Origin of the sequence: Hymenobacter fodinae (genome assembly GCF_004745825.1) — a bacterium.
Taxonomy (GTDB): domain Bacteria; phylum Bacteroidota; class Bacteroidia; order Cytophagales; family Hymenobacteraceae; genus Hymenobacter; species Hymenobacter fodinae.
The window spans coordinates 14153-28934 of sequence record NZ_SRLA01000001.1 but is presented as its reverse complement, the minus strand read 5'-3'; the positions used below and the strand labels follow the sequence as shown (position 1 = coordinate 28934).

At 51.5% G+C, this 14782-nt stretch carries 16 protein-coding genes; 7 read left to right on the top strand and 9 right to left on the bottom strand.

Annotated features, from left to right (window positions below):
* Nucleotides 1-46 precede the first annotated feature (46 nt).
* From EU556_RS00145 to EU556_RS00120, 6 genes are all read right to left on the bottom strand, one after another.
* Complete coding sequence (locus EU556_RS00145) at nt 47-829, bottom strand: TIGR00266 family protein (RefSeq protein ID WP_135429803.1); 783 nt, start codon at nt 827-829, stop codon at nt 47-49.
* A gap of 208 nt (nt 830-1037) precedes the next feature.
* Nucleotides 1038-1412: a hypothetical protein gene (locus EU556_RS00140; protein ID WP_245327339.1), complete on the bottom strand. Its 375-nt coding sequence runs from the start codon at nt 1410-1412 to the stop codon at nt 1038-1040.
* Between the two features lie 195 nt (nt 1413-1607).
* The gene (gltX, locus tag EU556_RS00135) at nt 1608-3149 is read right to left on the bottom strand and encodes a glutamate--tRNA ligase (protein WP_135429801.1); all 1542 of its coding nucleotides are present in this window, start codon (nt 3147-3149) and stop codon (nt 1608-1610) included.
* 172 nt (nt 3150-3321) lie between these two features.
* The gene (locus tag EU556_RS00130) at nt 3322-3930 is read right to left on the bottom strand and encodes a pentapeptide repeat-containing protein (protein ID WP_135429799.1); all 609 of its coding nucleotides are present in this window, start codon (nt 3928-3930) and stop codon (nt 3322-3324) included.
* Nucleotides 3930-4124: a hypothetical protein gene (locus EU556_RS00125; RefSeq protein WP_135429797.1), complete on the bottom strand. Its 195-nt coding sequence runs from the start codon at nt 4122-4124 to the stop codon at nt 3930-3932. The genes EU556_RS00130 and EU556_RS00125 overlap by 1 nt, the downstream gene beginning before the upstream one ends.
* Nucleotides 4125-4205: 81 nt before the next feature.
* Complete coding sequence (locus tag EU556_RS00120) at nt 4206-4592, bottom strand: RidA family protein (protein ID WP_135429796.1); 387 nt, start codon at nt 4590-4592, stop codon at nt 4206-4208.
* 60 nt (nt 4593-4652) lie between these two features.
* Between EU556_RS00120 and EU556_RS00115 the strand changes: the two genes are divergently transcribed.
* Complete coding sequence (locus tag EU556_RS00115; RefSeq protein WP_135429794.1) at nt 4653-5333, top strand: 3-hydroxyacyl-CoA dehydrogenase family protein; 681 nt, start codon at nt 4653-4655, stop codon at nt 5331-5333.
* 55 nt (nt 5334-5388) lie between these two features.
* Here the strand turns inward: EU556_RS00115 and glmS are convergent, their stop codons facing one another.
* The 3 genes from glmS to EU556_RS00100 form a co-directional block, all read right to left on the bottom strand.
* The gene (gene glmS, locus EU556_RS00110; protein WP_135429792.1) at nt 5389-7224 is read right to left on the bottom strand and encodes a glutamine--fructose-6-phosphate transaminase (isomerizing); all 1836 of its coding nucleotides are present in this window, start codon (nt 7222-7224) and stop codon (nt 5389-5391) included.
* Nucleotides 7225-7328: 104 nt separating this feature from the next.
* Nucleotides 7329-8801, bottom strand: coding sequence for a DUF4270 family protein (locus EU556_RS00105; RefSeq protein WP_167855388.1), 1473 nt, complete (start codon nt 8799-8801; stop codon nt 7329-7331).
* Nucleotides 8785-9597 carry a glycogen/starch synthase gene (locus tag EU556_RS00100; RefSeq protein ID WP_135429788.1) on the bottom strand — a complete coding sequence of 271 codons (813 nt, stop codon included), beginning with the start codon at nt 9595-9597 and terminating at the stop codon, nt 8785-8787. The genes EU556_RS00105 and EU556_RS00100 overlap by 17 nt, the downstream gene beginning before the upstream one ends.
* Nucleotides 9598-9716: 119 nt before the next feature.
* Between EU556_RS00100 and panC the strand changes: the two genes are divergently transcribed.
* From panC to EU556_RS00070, 6 genes are all read left to right on the top strand, one after another.
* Entirely contained in the window at nt 9717-10568 is an 852-nt protein-coding gene (gene panC, locus EU556_RS00095) for a pantoate--beta-alanine ligase (RefSeq protein WP_135429786.1), read from the top strand.
* Nucleotides 10569-10643: 75 nt separating this feature from the next.
* The gene (panD, locus tag EU556_RS00090) at nt 10644-10991 is read left to right on the top strand and encodes an aspartate 1-decarboxylase (RefSeq protein ID WP_135429784.1); all 348 of its coding nucleotides are present in this window, start codon (nt 10644-10646) and stop codon (nt 10989-10991) included.
* Between the two features lie 61 nt (nt 10992-11052).
* Nucleotides 11053-12105 (top strand): lysylphosphatidylglycerol synthase transmembrane domain-containing protein, encoded by a 1053-nt coding sequence (locus EU556_RS00085; protein WP_135429782.1) that lies wholly within the window; start codon nt 11053-11055, stop codon nt 12103-12105.
* Complete coding sequence (gene rfaE2 / locus EU556_RS00080) at nt 12095-12580, top strand: D-glycero-beta-D-manno-heptose 1-phosphate adenylyltransferase (RefSeq protein WP_135429780.1); 486 nt, start codon at nt 12095-12097, stop codon at nt 12578-12580. Before EU556_RS00085 ends, rfaE2 begins: the two co-directional genes overlap by 11 nt.
* Before the next feature lie 12 nt (nt 12581-12592).
* Nucleotides 12593-13288 (top strand): zinc metallopeptidase, encoded by a 696-nt coding sequence (locus EU556_RS00075; protein ID WP_394346100.1) that lies wholly within the window; start codon nt 12593-12595, stop codon nt 13286-13288.
* A 328-nt stretch (nt 13289-13616) separates the two neighbouring features.
* The gene (locus EU556_RS00070; RefSeq protein WP_135429778.1) at nt 13617-14756 is read left to right on the top strand and encodes an acyl-CoA dehydrogenase; all 1140 of its coding nucleotides are present in this window, start codon (nt 13617-13619) and stop codon (nt 14754-14756) included.
* Nucleotides 14757-14782 lie beyond the last annotated feature (26 nt).

Here is a 14782-nt window from a genome sequence, read left to right as displayed (position 1 = left end):
CGCAATAGTACATCCCCAAGCAGGGCGAGCTTTTCTACCTAGGCCACTATTCGTCAAAGATGCCGCCTACCATATTCCCCAAGACGCTGCCACTTTCTTTACGGCTGTTGCTCCCGTTGGGCGCTAAAGCCTGAATCAACTTCTTCACGGGCATTGATTGTAACCACACCCGGCCCGTACCACGCAACGTGGCTAGCAGTAAGCCTTCGCCCCCAAAAATCATCGACTTCAGGCCGCCCGCGCGGGCAATACTAAAATCAATGCCCGGCTCGAAGGCAACTACGCAACCCGTATCTACGCGCAGGAGCTCGTTGTTCAGGTACTTTTCAATAATGGTGCCTCCAGCATGAATAAACGCTTTGCCGTCGCCGGTCAGCTTTTGGAGGATAAAGCCCTCACCGGCAAATAGGCCTGTGCCCAGCTTCTGGTTGAAATGAATATTCATTTTGGTGCCCCGAGCCGCGGCCAAGAACCCATCTTTCTGCACAATCAGCCCCTGGGGCAGAGTCCGCAGGTCTAGCGGTATAATGGTGCCTGGGTAAGGTGCTGAAAAGGCTACTCTGCTCTTTCCATAGCTACCACGGTGGGTGAAGTGGGTCATAAACAACGATTCGCCCGTGAGCAAGCGCGTGCCCGCCGAAAATAGCTTGCCCATAAACCCTTGGTCTGGCTCTGAGCCGTCGCCCATTTTGGTCTCGAAAGCAATGGCCTCATCCATGTACACCATGGCTCCAGCTTCAGCAATTACTGTCTCATTCGGGTCCAGCTCTACTTCGAGTACCTGAATATCATTGCCAAGAATTTTGTAATCAACGTCGTGAGATTGCATAGTAAAGGAAGTGAATGAAAGGACTTTCAAGTATAGCAAAACGCGCATTTATTCTCCCGCCCCTGGCCTAGCGGATGAGCTACGAGTAGCCTTATAAATAGTACACGCGAAAACGTACTGCGCCGTGTAGCTTCCGCTGGCCAGCACTAGTAAAGGCTGACTTACAGATGATACACGGCGCGGTACGCGGCTAGTTGTTTAGATAGTGCTACTCGTCGTCTTCAGTGGTCTTCTCCAGGTCTTCGTCGGGTTCGGCCTCCGCTTTCGGGCCTTTCTTCTTGGCTTCCTTACTCGTGCGGCGCATGAAGTCCTCGTCAGACTCTTCCGGCTCCTGCGCGCCTTCTTCCAGCGGGAAATCATCTTCCTCTTCATCCTTCTCCCCAAACTGTCCGTCGCGATTTACCAGCTTTTTATCGCGCACGTGGCGGTTCAGGAATTGATTGATGTCCTCAATAGAATAGTTGGAGGTGATTTCGCCCAGAGGATTTACCTTGATTTCAAAGCCCTCTAGTTCTTTGTGTACCCGGGCTTTCTTTTCCGGGTCGTTCTTTTTCTTCTTCGGATTAACAGGTTTCTTGGCCATAATGCGGGCAGCTAAAGTCAGTTCAACAGCAAGCGACCCAGCAGTTCACAGTCGCCTTGAAAGAACTAGTACGATGCGTTCTTCCCGTCGGTTGGCATGGTGGCCTAGAAGTCCGGAACAACAAGTTCTGACTCACAAAAAAGCCCACCCGACGTATCATCGTCGGGTGGGCTTTTGCTGCTAGGCCAGTGGTAGCTAAGCGGGCAATTGCTGAATAGCAGCATCAATGCGCTCAGCCGTTTCCTGCGCACCCAGAATGCTCATGATGTGCATCAGATCGGGGCCGGCGGCAGCACCGGTAACGGCCACGCGCAAGGCTTGCAGCACCTGACCAATCTTGATGCCCTGGCGCTCCAGTACCTGCGTGAGCAAGGCTTTTATAGCATCCGGGGAGGCATCCGTTGCAGCAGGTAGCTCCCGGGCAAATTCCGCGAGGGCCCCGGCAACTTGCGCATTCCACTTCTTGCTGATTACCTGTTCGTCGTAGCTCGTGGGCCGCACAAAGAACAGTTGCGCCTCCTTGGCCAAGTCGGCGGGGAAGGTAGCACGTTCTTTTACCAGTGCTGCAATCTGCTCGGCTTTGTCGGCGGGCACTTCTAGGCCCTGCGTTTGCAGAGCTTCCGAAAGGTACTGGGCCAGTTCGCTGTCGGGCTTAGCGCGCAAGTACTGCTCATTGTACCACCGCACTTTATTCTGGTCGAAGCGGGCCGGCGACTTGCTAACGCGCTCAATGGAGAAAGCCTCAATCAGTTCTGGCATCGTGAAAAGCTCCTGCTGACTGCCGGGGTTCCAGCCCAGGAAGGCCAGGAAGTTGATGAAAGCATCGGGCAGGTAGCCGCTTTCACGGTAGCCGCTGCTCACAGTAGGTTCACCAGTCTCAGCGTCTTTGCCGTGCCACTCCAGCGGGAACACTGGGAACCCCAACCGGTCGCCGTCGCGCTTGCTAAGCTTGCCCGTGCCATCGGGCTTGAGCAGCAGGGGCAAGTGGGCAAACTGTGGCATGGTGCTTTCCCAGCCCAAGTAACGGTACAGGAGCACGTGCAACGGTGCCGAGGGCAACCACTCCTCACCCCGGATTACGTGAGTGATTTCCATCAAATGGTCATCCACGATGTTGGCCAAGTGATAGGTGGGCATCCCATCTGACTTCATCAGCACCTTATCATCAATGGAAGAGGAGTGGACCACTACCCAACCACGGATCAGGTCATTGAAGCGTACTTCTTCTTTGCGGGGCACCTTCAGGCGGATAACGTACTGTTCACCGCTCTCCAGCAATTGCTTTACTTCCTCAGCCGGGAGGGTCAAAGAGTTGCGCATCTGCGCCCGCGTGATGCTGTTATACTGGGGGTTAGGCACCTTGGCAGCCGTCAGGCGGGCGCGCATGGCATCTAGTTCCTCGGGGGTATCAAAGGCGTAGTAAGCGTAGCCGCTGTCGATGAGCTGCTGCGCGTACTGCATGTACATGGGCTTACGCTCACTCTGGCGGTAAGGGGCATGAGGGCCACCGTTCCAGGGGCTCTCGTCAAGCTCAATGCCGCACCACTCCAGGCTCTGCCGGATGTAGTCTTCGGCGCCCGGTACAAACCGGTTTTGGTCGGTATCTTCAATGCGCAGCAGCATTTTGCCACCCAGCTTCCGGGCCAGCAGGTAGTTATAGAGTGCAGTGCGCACGCCGCCAATGTGCAGCGGACCAGTGGGGCTGGGTGCAAAACGTACCCGTACTTCTCTTTCCATACAAACAGCAGATTTGCGCCCGGTTCAAGTCCGAAACGCGCCGCAAAGGTAGGCAATTAGCGGGGGAGCGGGAAGGATATAATAACGAGCATCTGGAGCTGATTACATGTCCGCGGAGGGGGAAACCTCTAGGCCAGTGACCAGCGGAGCTGCCTACTGGCCTAGAGGTTTTTCAAACAACAATTAGCTCGTGCTTACTCAATAGCCCCGGCAAAGTAGCTAAGGCAAAGCGTGCCTGCTTCAGCTCGTTTACTTCTGGGTCAAGCACCACATGTTGGGCCGTGGTAAAATCGGCGCCAGCCAAGTTGGTTTGGTGGAATATTGCGCCCGATAAGTCACACTCCGCAAATACAGCTTGGGTCAGGTTAGCTCGACCAAACTCTACCTCCCGCATAGAGCAGCCCACAAAGCGTGTATTCGGCAGAGCTTTTCCAGCAAACGAAGCGTAGTCTAAGTGGCACTTATCAAAGTGAACAGCAAACAGGAAGTCTCGGCAAGAGTGAAATTGCAGGCCTAGTAATTTGCACCCCTCAAAGGCCACATTTTGCAGCGCTGTGTTGCCAATACTCGCGCCCGCCAGGTTACAGTTTTCAAATAGGCAGTCGCTGAATATCCTGCCTGCTAAGTTTGCTTGGGTCAGGTCGAAGTTGATAAAGTGGTAGTGCTCAAACTCCTGCTGACCTACTAAGTGCGGCGGCAGCGCGCGTTGAAGTATGTTCTCAGCGGGAAAGAAATCAGGCTTTTGCAGGGCCTTCGCTGGCTTACGAAATGGGCGCCGCACTACTCCTTATTTTTAAACGACAGCCACAGCACTAGGCCAAGCAGGCTAATGCCAACTCTGATAACCCAGGCTATAGTGTTGCCCCAGGTATGAATCCAGTCGAAGAAAGGAAACCGAAAGTTGCTTGGTAGCAGCAGTGGGGCTACCATAGCCAATAAGCCCGCTACAAATAGAAAGATGCCTAATTCTCGCATGAGTTGGATAAATAAAAAGTAGATACAGTAAGCGGACTTGTTATTAACCTCAACTTACTATATCTACTTTCTAGTACACTGCTACTGCACTGCGATGCAAGAAATTTCTACTTGCACATCTTTGGGTAGGCGGCTTACTTCCACCGTTTCACGGGCCGGGGCATAATCGGCCTCGAAGTAGCTGCCGTAGATTTCATTGATCAGCCCAAAGTTGCCAAGGTCTTTCACGAAGATGCTGCACTTTACCACATTGCGTAGCGTAAGGCCAGCCGCTTGTAACACTGCCTGAATGTTGCGCATTACCTGGTGCGTTTCCTGGGCCACGTCACCTTCGCCAACAAGCTGGCCCGTCGTAGAGTCAAGAGCTATCTGCCCAGAGACGTACACGGTATTGCCAGCTTGGATTGCCTGACTGTAGGGGCCAATAGGAGCGGGGGCCTGGTCGGAATAAACAACTGTGTTTGCCATATGGGTGGAGTGGTTGCGAAAAGAGAAAGTCTATCTTAAGCCAAAGTAAGGGGAAAATTTATGCACCTGTTCATCGTTGGGGGCGAAGCCATGGAGGCCGAACTGCGCGCCAAGTTTGGAGTAGGCCACACCTACGATTTTTGTGATGCCGCTGCCCCCGACTTGCTTACTCGCCTAGGAGCCGCCGACATAGGCTTTGATCTACGAGAGTGGCCTGAACTGCATTACGAGCAGCCACGACAACCGCTCTTCTATGGCACTCATACCAAAAGCCTAGCTCAACTCTTCCACAAGGAAATACCGCCTTTCGGCGCCGTGTTTGGTTTTTGTGCTCTGCCAACCATGCTAAACCGGGAGCAACTGGAGGTTAGCTTGTTCCGGACTGAAGACGCAGCCCACCTTGCACAGGTATGTTCCGCTTTGGGTACGAGCTACTGCCTCGTGCCCGACCGTGTAGGCCTCTTGTCACCTCGTTTAGCGTGTGTATTCCTTAATGAGGCGTTTCATTTGCTCCAGACAAGTGTAGCTTCAGCAGCCGACATTGAGCTAACCATGAAACTGCGTTTTTATGCGGAGGAAGGGCCATTTGCTTGGGCTAATCGCATAGGCTTAGGCCTCCTTTATCAGACGTTAGAAGCGCTGTACCAGGATACCCATGAAGACCGTTATAAACCTAGTCCCTTGCTAAAAGAGCTGTTCTTACGCGGGAAGAGCTTTGTGGTGCCAATGGATGAGGCCTAGAAATAAAAAGCCGCTTCAGTTTCCTGAAGCAGCTTTTTGTCAAGTATAGAAAATGTTATTCTACCGTCACTGACTTAGCCAGGTTACGGGGCTGATCTACGTTGCAACCACGCATTACAGCGATGTGGTATGAGAGCAGCTGCAGCGGAACTACTGATACCAGTGGCATCAATACTTCGCTAGTAGCAGGAACCTCAATCACAAACTCTGCCATCTGTGGAATTACATCATCGCCTTCTGTTACAACGGCAATGATGCGGCCTTTACGGGCTTTTACTTCCTGAATATTGCTAACCACCTTTTCGTAAGAGCTGTCCTTGGTAGCAATAACCACCACGGGCATATTCTCGTCGATAAGAGCAATCGGGCCGTGCTTCATTTCAGCGGCTGGATATCCTTCGGCGTGGATGTAGCTAATTTCCTTCAGCTTCAGCGCGCCTTCCAGAGCAACCGGGAAGTTGTAGCCCCGGCCCAGATACAAGAAGTTGGCTACATCCTTGAAGATTTCCGCTATCTGCTCAATCTCCGTATTGAGCAATAGAGCCTTTTCTACCTTGGAAGGGATGTTGTTAAGCTCCATCATGAGCTCACGAAGCTTGGTATCGGAAAGCGTACCGCGCTTGTGGCCTACAATCATTGCGAGCAACGTAAGTACGGTTACCTGCGCCGTGAAAGCCTTGGTAGAAGCTACGCCAATCTCGGGACCAGCGTGTGTATAAGCGCCGGCATCCGTAGCGCGAGCAATGCTGCTGCCAACTACGTTGCAAATACCGAAGATCGTAGCGCCTTTGCTCTTGGCTAGTTCAATGGCTGCCAGCGTATCGGCCGTCTCACCCGATTGCGAAATTGCAATTACGATATCGCGTTCCGTGATGATGGGGTTCCGATAACGGAATTCAGAAGCGTATTCTACCTCAACCGGGATGCGTGCCAAGTCCTCCAGCAGATATTCTGCTACTAGGCCAGCATGCCAAGAAGTACCACACGCCACGATAATAATACGGTCGGCCGTCATAAACTTCCGCTCGTAGGCGCGCACACCTCCCATGTTTAAGTGGCCAGCTTCCAACTCCAAACGGCCCCGCATAGAATCGAGAATAGAGCGTGGCTGCTCAAAAATCTCCTTCATCATGAAGTGCTCGTAGCCGCCCTTCTCGATGCTATCAAGCGCCAGTTCCAATTTTTGGATGTAAGGAGTTTGTTGCACATCCTCCTTGGTACGGATATCGAGCTTACCGTCTTTGATTACCGCAATTTCGTAGTCATTCACATAAACTACTTCATTGGTATACTCAATAATTGGGGTGGCATCCGAAGCTAGGAAAAACTCGTCTTTTCCAACGCCAATAACCAAAGGTGAGCCTTTACGAGCAGCTATCAACTGGCCAGGCTCGTCTTTGCTAAGCACTACTATAGCATACGCTCCTACCACTTCATGCAAAGCCAAGCGTACAGCTTCTTCCAGAGTGCAGTGGTTTTGCTTCTGAATTTCCTCAATCAGATTAACAAATACCTCGGTGTCCGTATCAGAATGAAACTCGTGGCCTTGCTGCTGCAAGTGCGTCTTCAACGCTGCGTAGTTTTCAATGATACCATTGTGAATAATGGCAATCCGCTCTGAAGTAGAGTAATGAGGATGCGCATTTACATCGTTAGGTTCCCCGTGAGTAGCCCAGCGAGTATGCCCCATACCGATGTTAGCATGAGTGTCTTTATCGGAAATGAAGGCTTCTAGTTCAGCCACCTTTCCTTTTTTCTTATACACGCTAAGCTGGCCATTAAGCAGAGCTACACCGGCTGAGTCATAACCACGGTACTCAAGGCGACGCAGGCCTTTTATAATAATGGGGCAAGCCTCACGGTGCCCAATGTAAGCGACAATTCCGCACATAGCTGGATGGTTGTGTCAGAGCAAATTTTGAGAGAAACAAAATCGGGCGGCACTGGCAAAAGCCGTGCCGCCCTGTTTGTACTGGCGGTTTTCCGCTAGCAATGTTATTTAAGCTGTGAAAAGTACACTCGTAGCTTAATGCCAGAGGCATCAAGAGTGGTACGGTTTAAAGTTAGGCTTGAACTGCTACGCAGGATAGGCGACAGAACTAGGCCCGAAGGAAGCTCACCATCTAGACGGTTAAGCAAGTAGGATTGCAAATAGCTAGTAAGCGGCACCGAATAATATTGTGGCTCAGAATAACTAGGATAGAGCGTGGCTGCCGCTGGAGAACCTACTGCAGTAGGTGGCACGGCAACTCCCTGAGCTGTTTTCTCAATCTGAATTAGCCGCTCGTATTCTGTTGCCCCTACTGTACGAGTTAGAATTTGGTTGGTCGCGTTTACTTCCTGTAAGTACACATTGCTGGCGTATGGAAATAAGCCATTGGTGTACTGTTTAATTGGGATGCGCAACTCAGCTCGGTTAATATTCAGTTGGGCATTATTTCTCAGATCATCAAGACCCTGGAACTCAATTCGAGTACCTAAGCCTACGCCTTCCTGCAAGTAGGTCTCTTCACCAGTAGCGCTAGAAGGCACCTGCTGAAAAGGTGTTGCTAGGCCACTAAGAGGCTGAGCTAACGTTGTAGAAAGCTGAGTGAAAAACTTCGCATCAGCCGGAAGCTGGTTTGGGTTGTTCCCGAAGTAAATGGCATAGACGTGGCGTCTTACTGTCTTGCCACTAGCTTTACCCTGGAAATAGAAGGCTAGTCTGGTATCATAGTTCCGGCTAAAGCCTACTATGTTATCCTGAGTTTGTGCGTTGGCAGCAGGCGTTATTGCTAAGCCCTTGACCACTGCGTCTAAGCGTGCCTGATCGAAGTTCGCTTCGTTAAGCGCCGCGAAGGTTGCGTTAGCAAAGGCAGCTGCTTGAGGGTAACGTAGCAGTCGCATCCGAATTACCCGGTCAGGCACACGCACTGTAACACTGTCAGTAGTGCTTCCTGCAACTACTTGCCGCACTGATTTGTCACGGTTTAAAACACCCACAAAATCAGAAACCAAGGGGCTGCCCGTAGCGACTTGCGACTGTGAATTATACACAGTTCGCTCACCCAGTGGCTGTTGCAGCTGCGACAAATCGAAGCGCAATGGCCGTGCAGCCGTACCATATACTTGATCAAAGCCTAAGCTCAGAACGACTGAATCCAGCTTAACTTCCGTGTACTTACTAGGCAGCGAATCAGAAGGCATGCCGATCTGAACGTTCAGAAACGACTTCGCGGTGGTGACCCCAACTTTGGTATCCGCTACTCGCCCTACGAGGAAGTGATCCGCCTTAATAGTTTCTACCGGCTGTTGCCGTACCGTATAGGCCGTAACAGGGAAATCGCGGTAATTGGAATTGATAGGAGAGGTACCGGGAAGTTCTAGGCCTAGGTCATTCGCCTTTTCGCAGGCAGTAGTGAGGCCTAGAAGAGTTCCGGATAGGAGGGTAACCGACGCTAGTCGGATGGCGCTAGCTGGCCAGTTCATTATAGAGCGCGTAGTAAGAAGTAAGCAGGTTTTCATCGGCACCTACTTGTCCAATTTGTTTCTTCTCCGAGTACTCGGAAAACAGCGTGTTGAGGTTGTCGCTGAAATCTTCGTCCGATTTCACCACGGAATCAGCGTATTCCATCCCTACTTTGATAAAGCCACCAAAGTCAGCAGATTTCAACGCCGCCAGCATATCATCCTCGATGTCCAGCATTTTTGCCTTCTCAATAATGTCGCCGTCGAACTTATGATCGAACTCATTATTGTAGATGGTGAAAACCGACTTGGCGTCCTTGAAAATCGGATCCTTCTTGTAGGTCGTTTTCAAGTACATCGGAATCAAGCCCGTCATCCAGTCATTGCAATGCACAATATCCGGCGCCCAGCCTAGCTTCTTCACCGTTTCAAGTACACCTTTGCAGAAGAAGATAGCCCGCTCATCATTATCGGAGTGGAACTTGTCGTTCTTGTCTACCAGCACCGACTTGCGGTGGAAATAATCTTCGTTATCAATGAAGTACACCTGTAGCTTCGCGTTCGGAATAGAAGCCACTTTAATAATTAGCGGTTTCTCGTCCTCGCCCACCGCGATATTGATACCCGACAGGCGAACTACTTCATGAAGGCGGTTCTTACGCTCATTGATGATGCCGAAACGGGGTACGAAAATGCGAATTTCCATCCCCATCTCCTGCATTCCCTGCGGCAAACGCCGCAAAAACTCCGCTACCTTAGTGGTCTGCAAAAACGGATTGATTTCCGTGGCAGCATAGAGTATTCTCAACTTGGACATACTGGGTCAGTTGGTGTGAATGGGAGAGGGCAACACTTTGGGATGCACAAAATTAAACATTTTTGAGGGATTTTTCAACTAAACTCACCTGCCGGTATTCTGGTAGGCCTCTTCTTTCTATGCAGATACTGCAAACGGCTGCTGCGTTGCAAGCTCAAACAGAAACTTGGCGCCGCGAGGGGCAGCGCGTTGGACTAGTGCCCACAATGGGGGCACTGCATGAGGGGCACTTGCAGTTGGTGCGCGCAGCCGCCCAAGAATGTGATGTAGTGGTAGTCAGTATCTTCGTAAACCCAACCCAGTTTAATAACCCCGAAGATTATCGGTTGTATCCCCGTCTGCCCGAAGCGGATGCCGAGCTACTTGAGCCAGCTGGCTGCACCGCATTATTTCTACCTTCGGTAGAAGAAATGTATCCTAGGCCTACGGTTTTACATTTCGACTTTGGCAGCTTGGAGCGGGTGATGGAAGGAGCGCATCGGCCCGGGCATTTTAATGGCGTGGCTACCGTAGTAAGCAAGCTATTTCATTTATGCCGCCCCCACCGAGCCTACTTCGGGCAGAAAGATTTTCAGCAGGTAGCTATTGTCCGTCAACTCGTGCAAGACCTGTCGTTTGACCTAGAACTGGTTGCCTTTCCTACTATTCGAGAAGCAGATGGCCTAGCCATGTCTTCCCGCAACCGGCGTTTGACACCAGAAGCCCGCACCGTTGCACCAATGCTTTACCAAGCATTGCAGCAGGCTGAGCGCTTGGTGCATGAACAGGCTACGCCTGATGCCGTGCGTGTAGCTGTGAGTGAGCTACTAGGCCAGGAGCCCAGCATTACCCTGGAGTATTTTGAAGTAGCCGACGCTGAAACCCTACAACCCGTAAGTGAGTGGCAACCCGAGCAAACGGTGGCACTATGTATAGCTGCGCATTTAGGAGGAGTACGCTTAATTGATAACGTAGTCGTAAAAACTGCCTAGAACCATGCGAACCGGCTGGCTTCGAATAGGGTTTCCTATCTTTGTAGCCTTCTTTTTCATTCGCATTTATCCCTCATGCATATAGAGGTTCTGAAGTCCAAAATTCACCGCGTAAAGGTTACGCAGGCGGAACTGCACTATGTCGGTAGCATCACAATTGATGAAGACCTGCTAGATGCAGCGAATATGGTAGAGAACGAAAAAGTTACCATTGTAAACATCAACAATGGAGAGCGTTTCGAAACATACACCATTCGTGGGGAGCGAGGTTCGGGAATGATTTGCCTAAATGGTCCGGCGGCTCGGCGCGTGGCCGTTGGCGACATCATTATTATTATCTCCTACGGCTTGGTTGATTTTGCGGAGGCAAGGGCGCATAAGCCCACCATTATTTTCCCTGATCAGCATAATCGCTTAGGTTAAGCAACCTCGCTACTGGCTAGGCCACTCGGCATCAGCCAGCTGTATTTTCAACTGCTACCACGTGAAGCATCTTCTCACTGTACTTAAATACGCGTTGCTACTCGCCGTCTCGGGCCTGCTGATGTGGTACGCTATGCAAGGACAAAACCTCGAGCGAATCGGGGCTTCAATCCGAGAAGCAAATTACTCGTGGCTGGTTGTTACCATGATCTTGTCGGCGCTGGGCTATTTTAGCCGGGCGTATCGGTGGAAGATGCAGCTAGATCCAACGGGTTACAAAGCATCTTACTGGGACATCTACCACGCTATGATGGTAGGCTACTTGGCTAACTTGGTGCTGCCACGTATGGGAGAAGTTATCCGGTGCTCAGTGCTTCGGCGCACGAGTGGCGTACCCGTGCAAGTAGCTCTAGGTACCGTTGTGACAGAGCGGGTGATTGACGTGTTGGTGCTGCTAGGCCTATTGGGCTCAACGCTGCTCCTTGACTTTAACACCTTCTGGGTGTTTGTGACGGATAAGTTGCTGGGTGGGCGCTACGATTCCCTGTCCCGCAACCGTACCCCACTGCTGATAGCTGCCGCTATTGCGCTGGTGCTCTTAGTAGTAGCAGTCTATACTTTGTTTAGGAACCTGGAGCGGCTGCGGCAAAACACTTTCTTTAATAAGGCGGTAGCATTTTTGAAGGGGCTGTTGGCGGGCGTGTTTAGTGTACTGAAGTTGAAGAACAAGGGCTTATTCCTGTTCCATACCTTCTTCACGTGGGCGGTGTATTACCTGATGGACTATCTCGCCTTTTTCTGCTTCCCGGCTACCTATAACCTCGACATGCGAGCTGGCCTAGCGGTGCTCACCTTCGGGGCCTTTGGGATGGCGGCACCCGTAGCGGGCGGCATCGGGCCATTCCACGTAATGGTGCAAAGCATCTTACTGGCCTACGGCATCAGCAAAGATGCGGGTATAGCCTACGCGCTAGTAGTGCATGGGTCGCAGACATTGCTCGTGATACTGATGGGAGGCATTAGCTTCGTGGCAAGCATGGTAAAATCTGGCCGCGTTGCCCGCCGGAGCGGGGCCGTAAAAGCAGCGCTAGCTGTTCCTGTCAATGTGGAGTAAAGACAAAATACTAGCCTTAGAAGCTGTACTGCCTGTGGTCGCCGATTGGAAAGCGCAGGGGCAGCGGGTAGTTTTTACAAATGGCTGCTTCGATCTACTGCATCTAGGCCACGTTGATTATCTAGAGAAAGCCCGGCATTTAGGCGACCGACTGGTGGTAGGCCTTAATACCGATGCTTCAGTAAGCTGCCTGAAGCCCGGCCGGCCGCTCCAAGACGAAGTGTCACGCGCTCGGGTGTTGGCCTCTCTTTTGTTTGTGGATGCAGTAGTACTCTTCGACGAGCAGACGCCGCTGACACTGATAAAAGCCATAGTACCAGATATTCTAGTCAAGGGTGATGACTATACAATCAGTGGAATTGTAGGGCACGAAGTGGTGTTACAAAACGGCGGGCAAGTCCTGACCGTACCACTTGTAGCCGGTTACAGCACGACGCGCATCGTCGAGCGTATCCAGGCGCATCTCACTCCCTAAGACCTTTCCACCATGTATTACCCAATGAATCCGGCCTACATCATCGTTATCATAACGATGATTGCAAGTTGGCTCATTCAGCGCCGCTTGCAAAGCAAGTTTGAGCGCTACTCGCAAGTAGGCCTACAATCTAATTTATCCGGCAAGCAGATTGCCGAACTAATGCTTGCCGACCACGGCATTACGGATGTCCGGGTTATCTCGACCCCCGGTAGCTTGACTGACCACTATAATCCAGCCGACAAGACCGTTAACCTCAGCGAAGCGGTGTATGCTGACCGCTCAGCGGCGGCGGCGGCCGTAGCGGCCCACGAGTGCGGCCACGCGGTGCAGCATGCTACTGCCTACGCAGCGCTGCAATTCCGCTCGGCAATGGTACCCGCCTTGAGTGCGGTTTCGAAGTTCATGCCTATTCTTTTATTTTTGGGCGTGATTATGCTGAATAACACGCCACTTCCTCTGAAGATTGGAGTGGCTATGTTTGCTCTGACCACCCTATTTAGTTTTGTCACCTTGCCCGTGGAGTTTGATGCCTCTAAGCGGGCTTTAGCATGGATTGACCGTCGGGGTATTGTAACTCCTCAGGAGCATGCTATGGCAAAGGATGCCCTGAAGTGGGCTGCGCTAACATACGTGGTAGCAGCCCTTGGTTCTCTGGCAACGCTCTTATATTATGCATCTTTCCTGATGGGACGCCGCCGCGACTAATGGGTATTTGAAAGCTGAGTAACTCAACCGCCGCTCCAGTACTTGGGGCGGCGGTTTGTATTGGTAGGCCAGTCTACTTGCCTTGTTCAGCCATAGCATCCTACTATAGCTATGTAGTGTAGAAAGGCGACAACCAGCAAGTTGCTCTTCGCTGAAAAAAGATTGGTAGGAAACAAAAAGCTGATCCATTGCCTTATCAGCTGTAAGCGCATCGAAAAAAACTACCTAGTCTGCGTTATCTGCAAACTCAGGCGCTTAATTTTGAGGGTTGCTAGCGAATATACGCTGTGCTCCCTGACGATTTTTCCCACCCCACCCTTACCACCGCATGAATTTTCAGCTCACTGAAGAACAACTAGCCGTTCAGGCTGCTGCCCGCGACTTCGCCCAAAATGAACTATGGGCTGGGGTTATTGAACGCGACGAACACCAAAAATTTCCCGCCGAGCAAATCAAGAAAATGGGTGAGCTGGGCTTTATGGGTATGATGGTAAGCCCCGAGTATGGCGGCGGCGGCATGGATACGGTAAGCTACGTGCTGGCTATGGAAGAAATTTCCAAAGTAGATGCTTCCTGCTCCGTTATCATGTCCGTGAACAACTCACTGGTGTGCTGGGGTATCGAGAAGTACGGCACCGAAGAGCAGAAGCAGAAGTACCTGACTAAGCTGGCAACCGGTGAAATTATCGGCGCGTTCTGCTTGTCGGAGCCAGAAGCCGGTTCTGATGCCACAATGCAGCGTACTACTGCCGAAGACAAAGGCGACCATTACCTTATCAACGGCACGAAGAACTGGATTACCAACGGTTCTTCCGCCTCGGTATACATTGTTATTGCCCAGACCAACCCAGAGCTGAAGCACCGGGGTATCAACGCCATCATTGTGGAGAAAGATACTCCTGGTTTTGTAGTTGGTCCGAAAGAAAATAAGCTGGGTATTCGCGGTTCCGACACGCATTCGTTGATGTTTACGGACGTGAAAGTGCCTAAGGAAAACCGCATTGGCGAAGATGGCTTCGGCTTCAAGTTCGCTATGCAGGTACTAGCAGGTGGCCGCATTGGTATTGCTTCTCAAGCATTGGGTATTGCTTCGGGCGCTTATGAGCTGTCGCTGAAGTATGCCAAAGAGCGCAAAGCGTTTGGTGTGCCAATCTCTCAGCACCAAGCTATTCAGTTCAAGCTGGCGGATATGGCAACCAACATCGATGCAGCTCGCCTACTGTGCTTGCAGGCCGCGAATGACAAAGATGCCCATCAAGATTACGCGAAGTCTGGTGCTATGGCAAAACTGTTTGCCTCTAAGGTAGCCATGGACACTGCCGTTGAGGCGGTGCAGGTGCATGGGGGCTACGGATTCGTAAAAGAATTCCACGTTGAGCGTTTGATGCGTGATGCCAAAATCACGCAGATCTATGAGGGAACCTCTGAGATTCAGAAAATTGTAATCTCTCGTGAAATCCTAAAGTAGGATTAGATTTGCCTAAAAGCCAGAAT

What these genes read in the sequence shown, in the direction of transcription:
- EU556_RS00145 (WP_135429803.1), bottom strand. Translation starts at nt 829, where the DNA reads ATGCAATCTCACGACGTTGATTACAAAATTCTTGGCAATGATATTCAG.
- EU556_RS00140 (WP_245327339.1), bottom strand. Translation starts at nt 1,412, where the DNA reads ATGGCCAAGAAACCTGTTAATCCGAAGAAGAAAAAGAACGACCCGGAA.
- gltX (WP_135429801.1), bottom strand. Translation starts at nt 3,149, where the DNA reads ATGGAAAGAGAAGTACGGGTACGTTTTGCACCCAGCCCCACTGGTCCG.
- EU556_RS00125 (WP_135429797.1), bottom strand. Translation starts at nt 4,124, where the DNA reads ATGCGAGAATTAGGCATCTTTCTATTTGTAGCGGGCTTATTGGCTATG.
- EU556_RS00120 (WP_135429796.1), bottom strand. Translation starts at nt 4,592, where the DNA reads ATGGCAAACACAGTTGTTTATTCCGACCAGGCCCCCGCTCCTATTGGC.
- EU556_RS00115 (WP_135429794.1), top strand. Translation starts at nt 4,653, where the DNA reads ATGCACCTGTTCATCGTTGGGGGCGAAGCCATGGAGGCCGAACTGCGC.
- glmS (WP_135429792.1), bottom strand. Translation starts at nt 7,224, where the DNA reads ATGTGCGGAATTGTCGCTTACATTGGGCACCGTGAGGCTTGCCCCATT.
- EU556_RS00105 (WP_167855388.1), bottom strand. Translation starts at nt 8,801, where the DNA reads ATGAACTGGCCAGCTAGCGCCATCCGACTAGCGTCGGTTACCCTCCTA.
- EU556_RS00100 (WP_135429788.1), bottom strand. Translation starts at nt 9,597, where the DNA reads ATGTCCAAGTTGAGAATACTCTATGCTGCCACGGAAATCAATCCGTTT.
- panC (WP_135429786.1), top strand. Translation starts at nt 9,717, where the DNA reads ATGCAGATACTGCAAACGGCTGCTGCGTTGCAAGCTCAAACAGAAACT.
- panD (WP_135429784.1), top strand. Translation starts at nt 10,644, where the DNA reads ATGCATATAGAGGTTCTGAAGTCCAAAATTCACCGCGTAAAGGTTACG.
- rfaE2 (WP_135429780.1), top strand. Translation starts at nt 12,095, where the DNA reads ATGTGGAGTAAAGACAAAATACTAGCCTTAGAAGCTGTACTGCCTGTG.
- EU556_RS00075 (WP_394346100.1), top strand. Translation starts at nt 12,593, where the DNA reads ATGTATTACCCAATGAATCCGGCCTACATCATCGTTATCATAACGATG.
- EU556_RS00070 (WP_135429778.1), top strand. Translation starts at nt 13,617, where the DNA reads ATGAATTTTCAGCTCACTGAAGAACAACTAGCCGTTCAGGCTGCTGCC.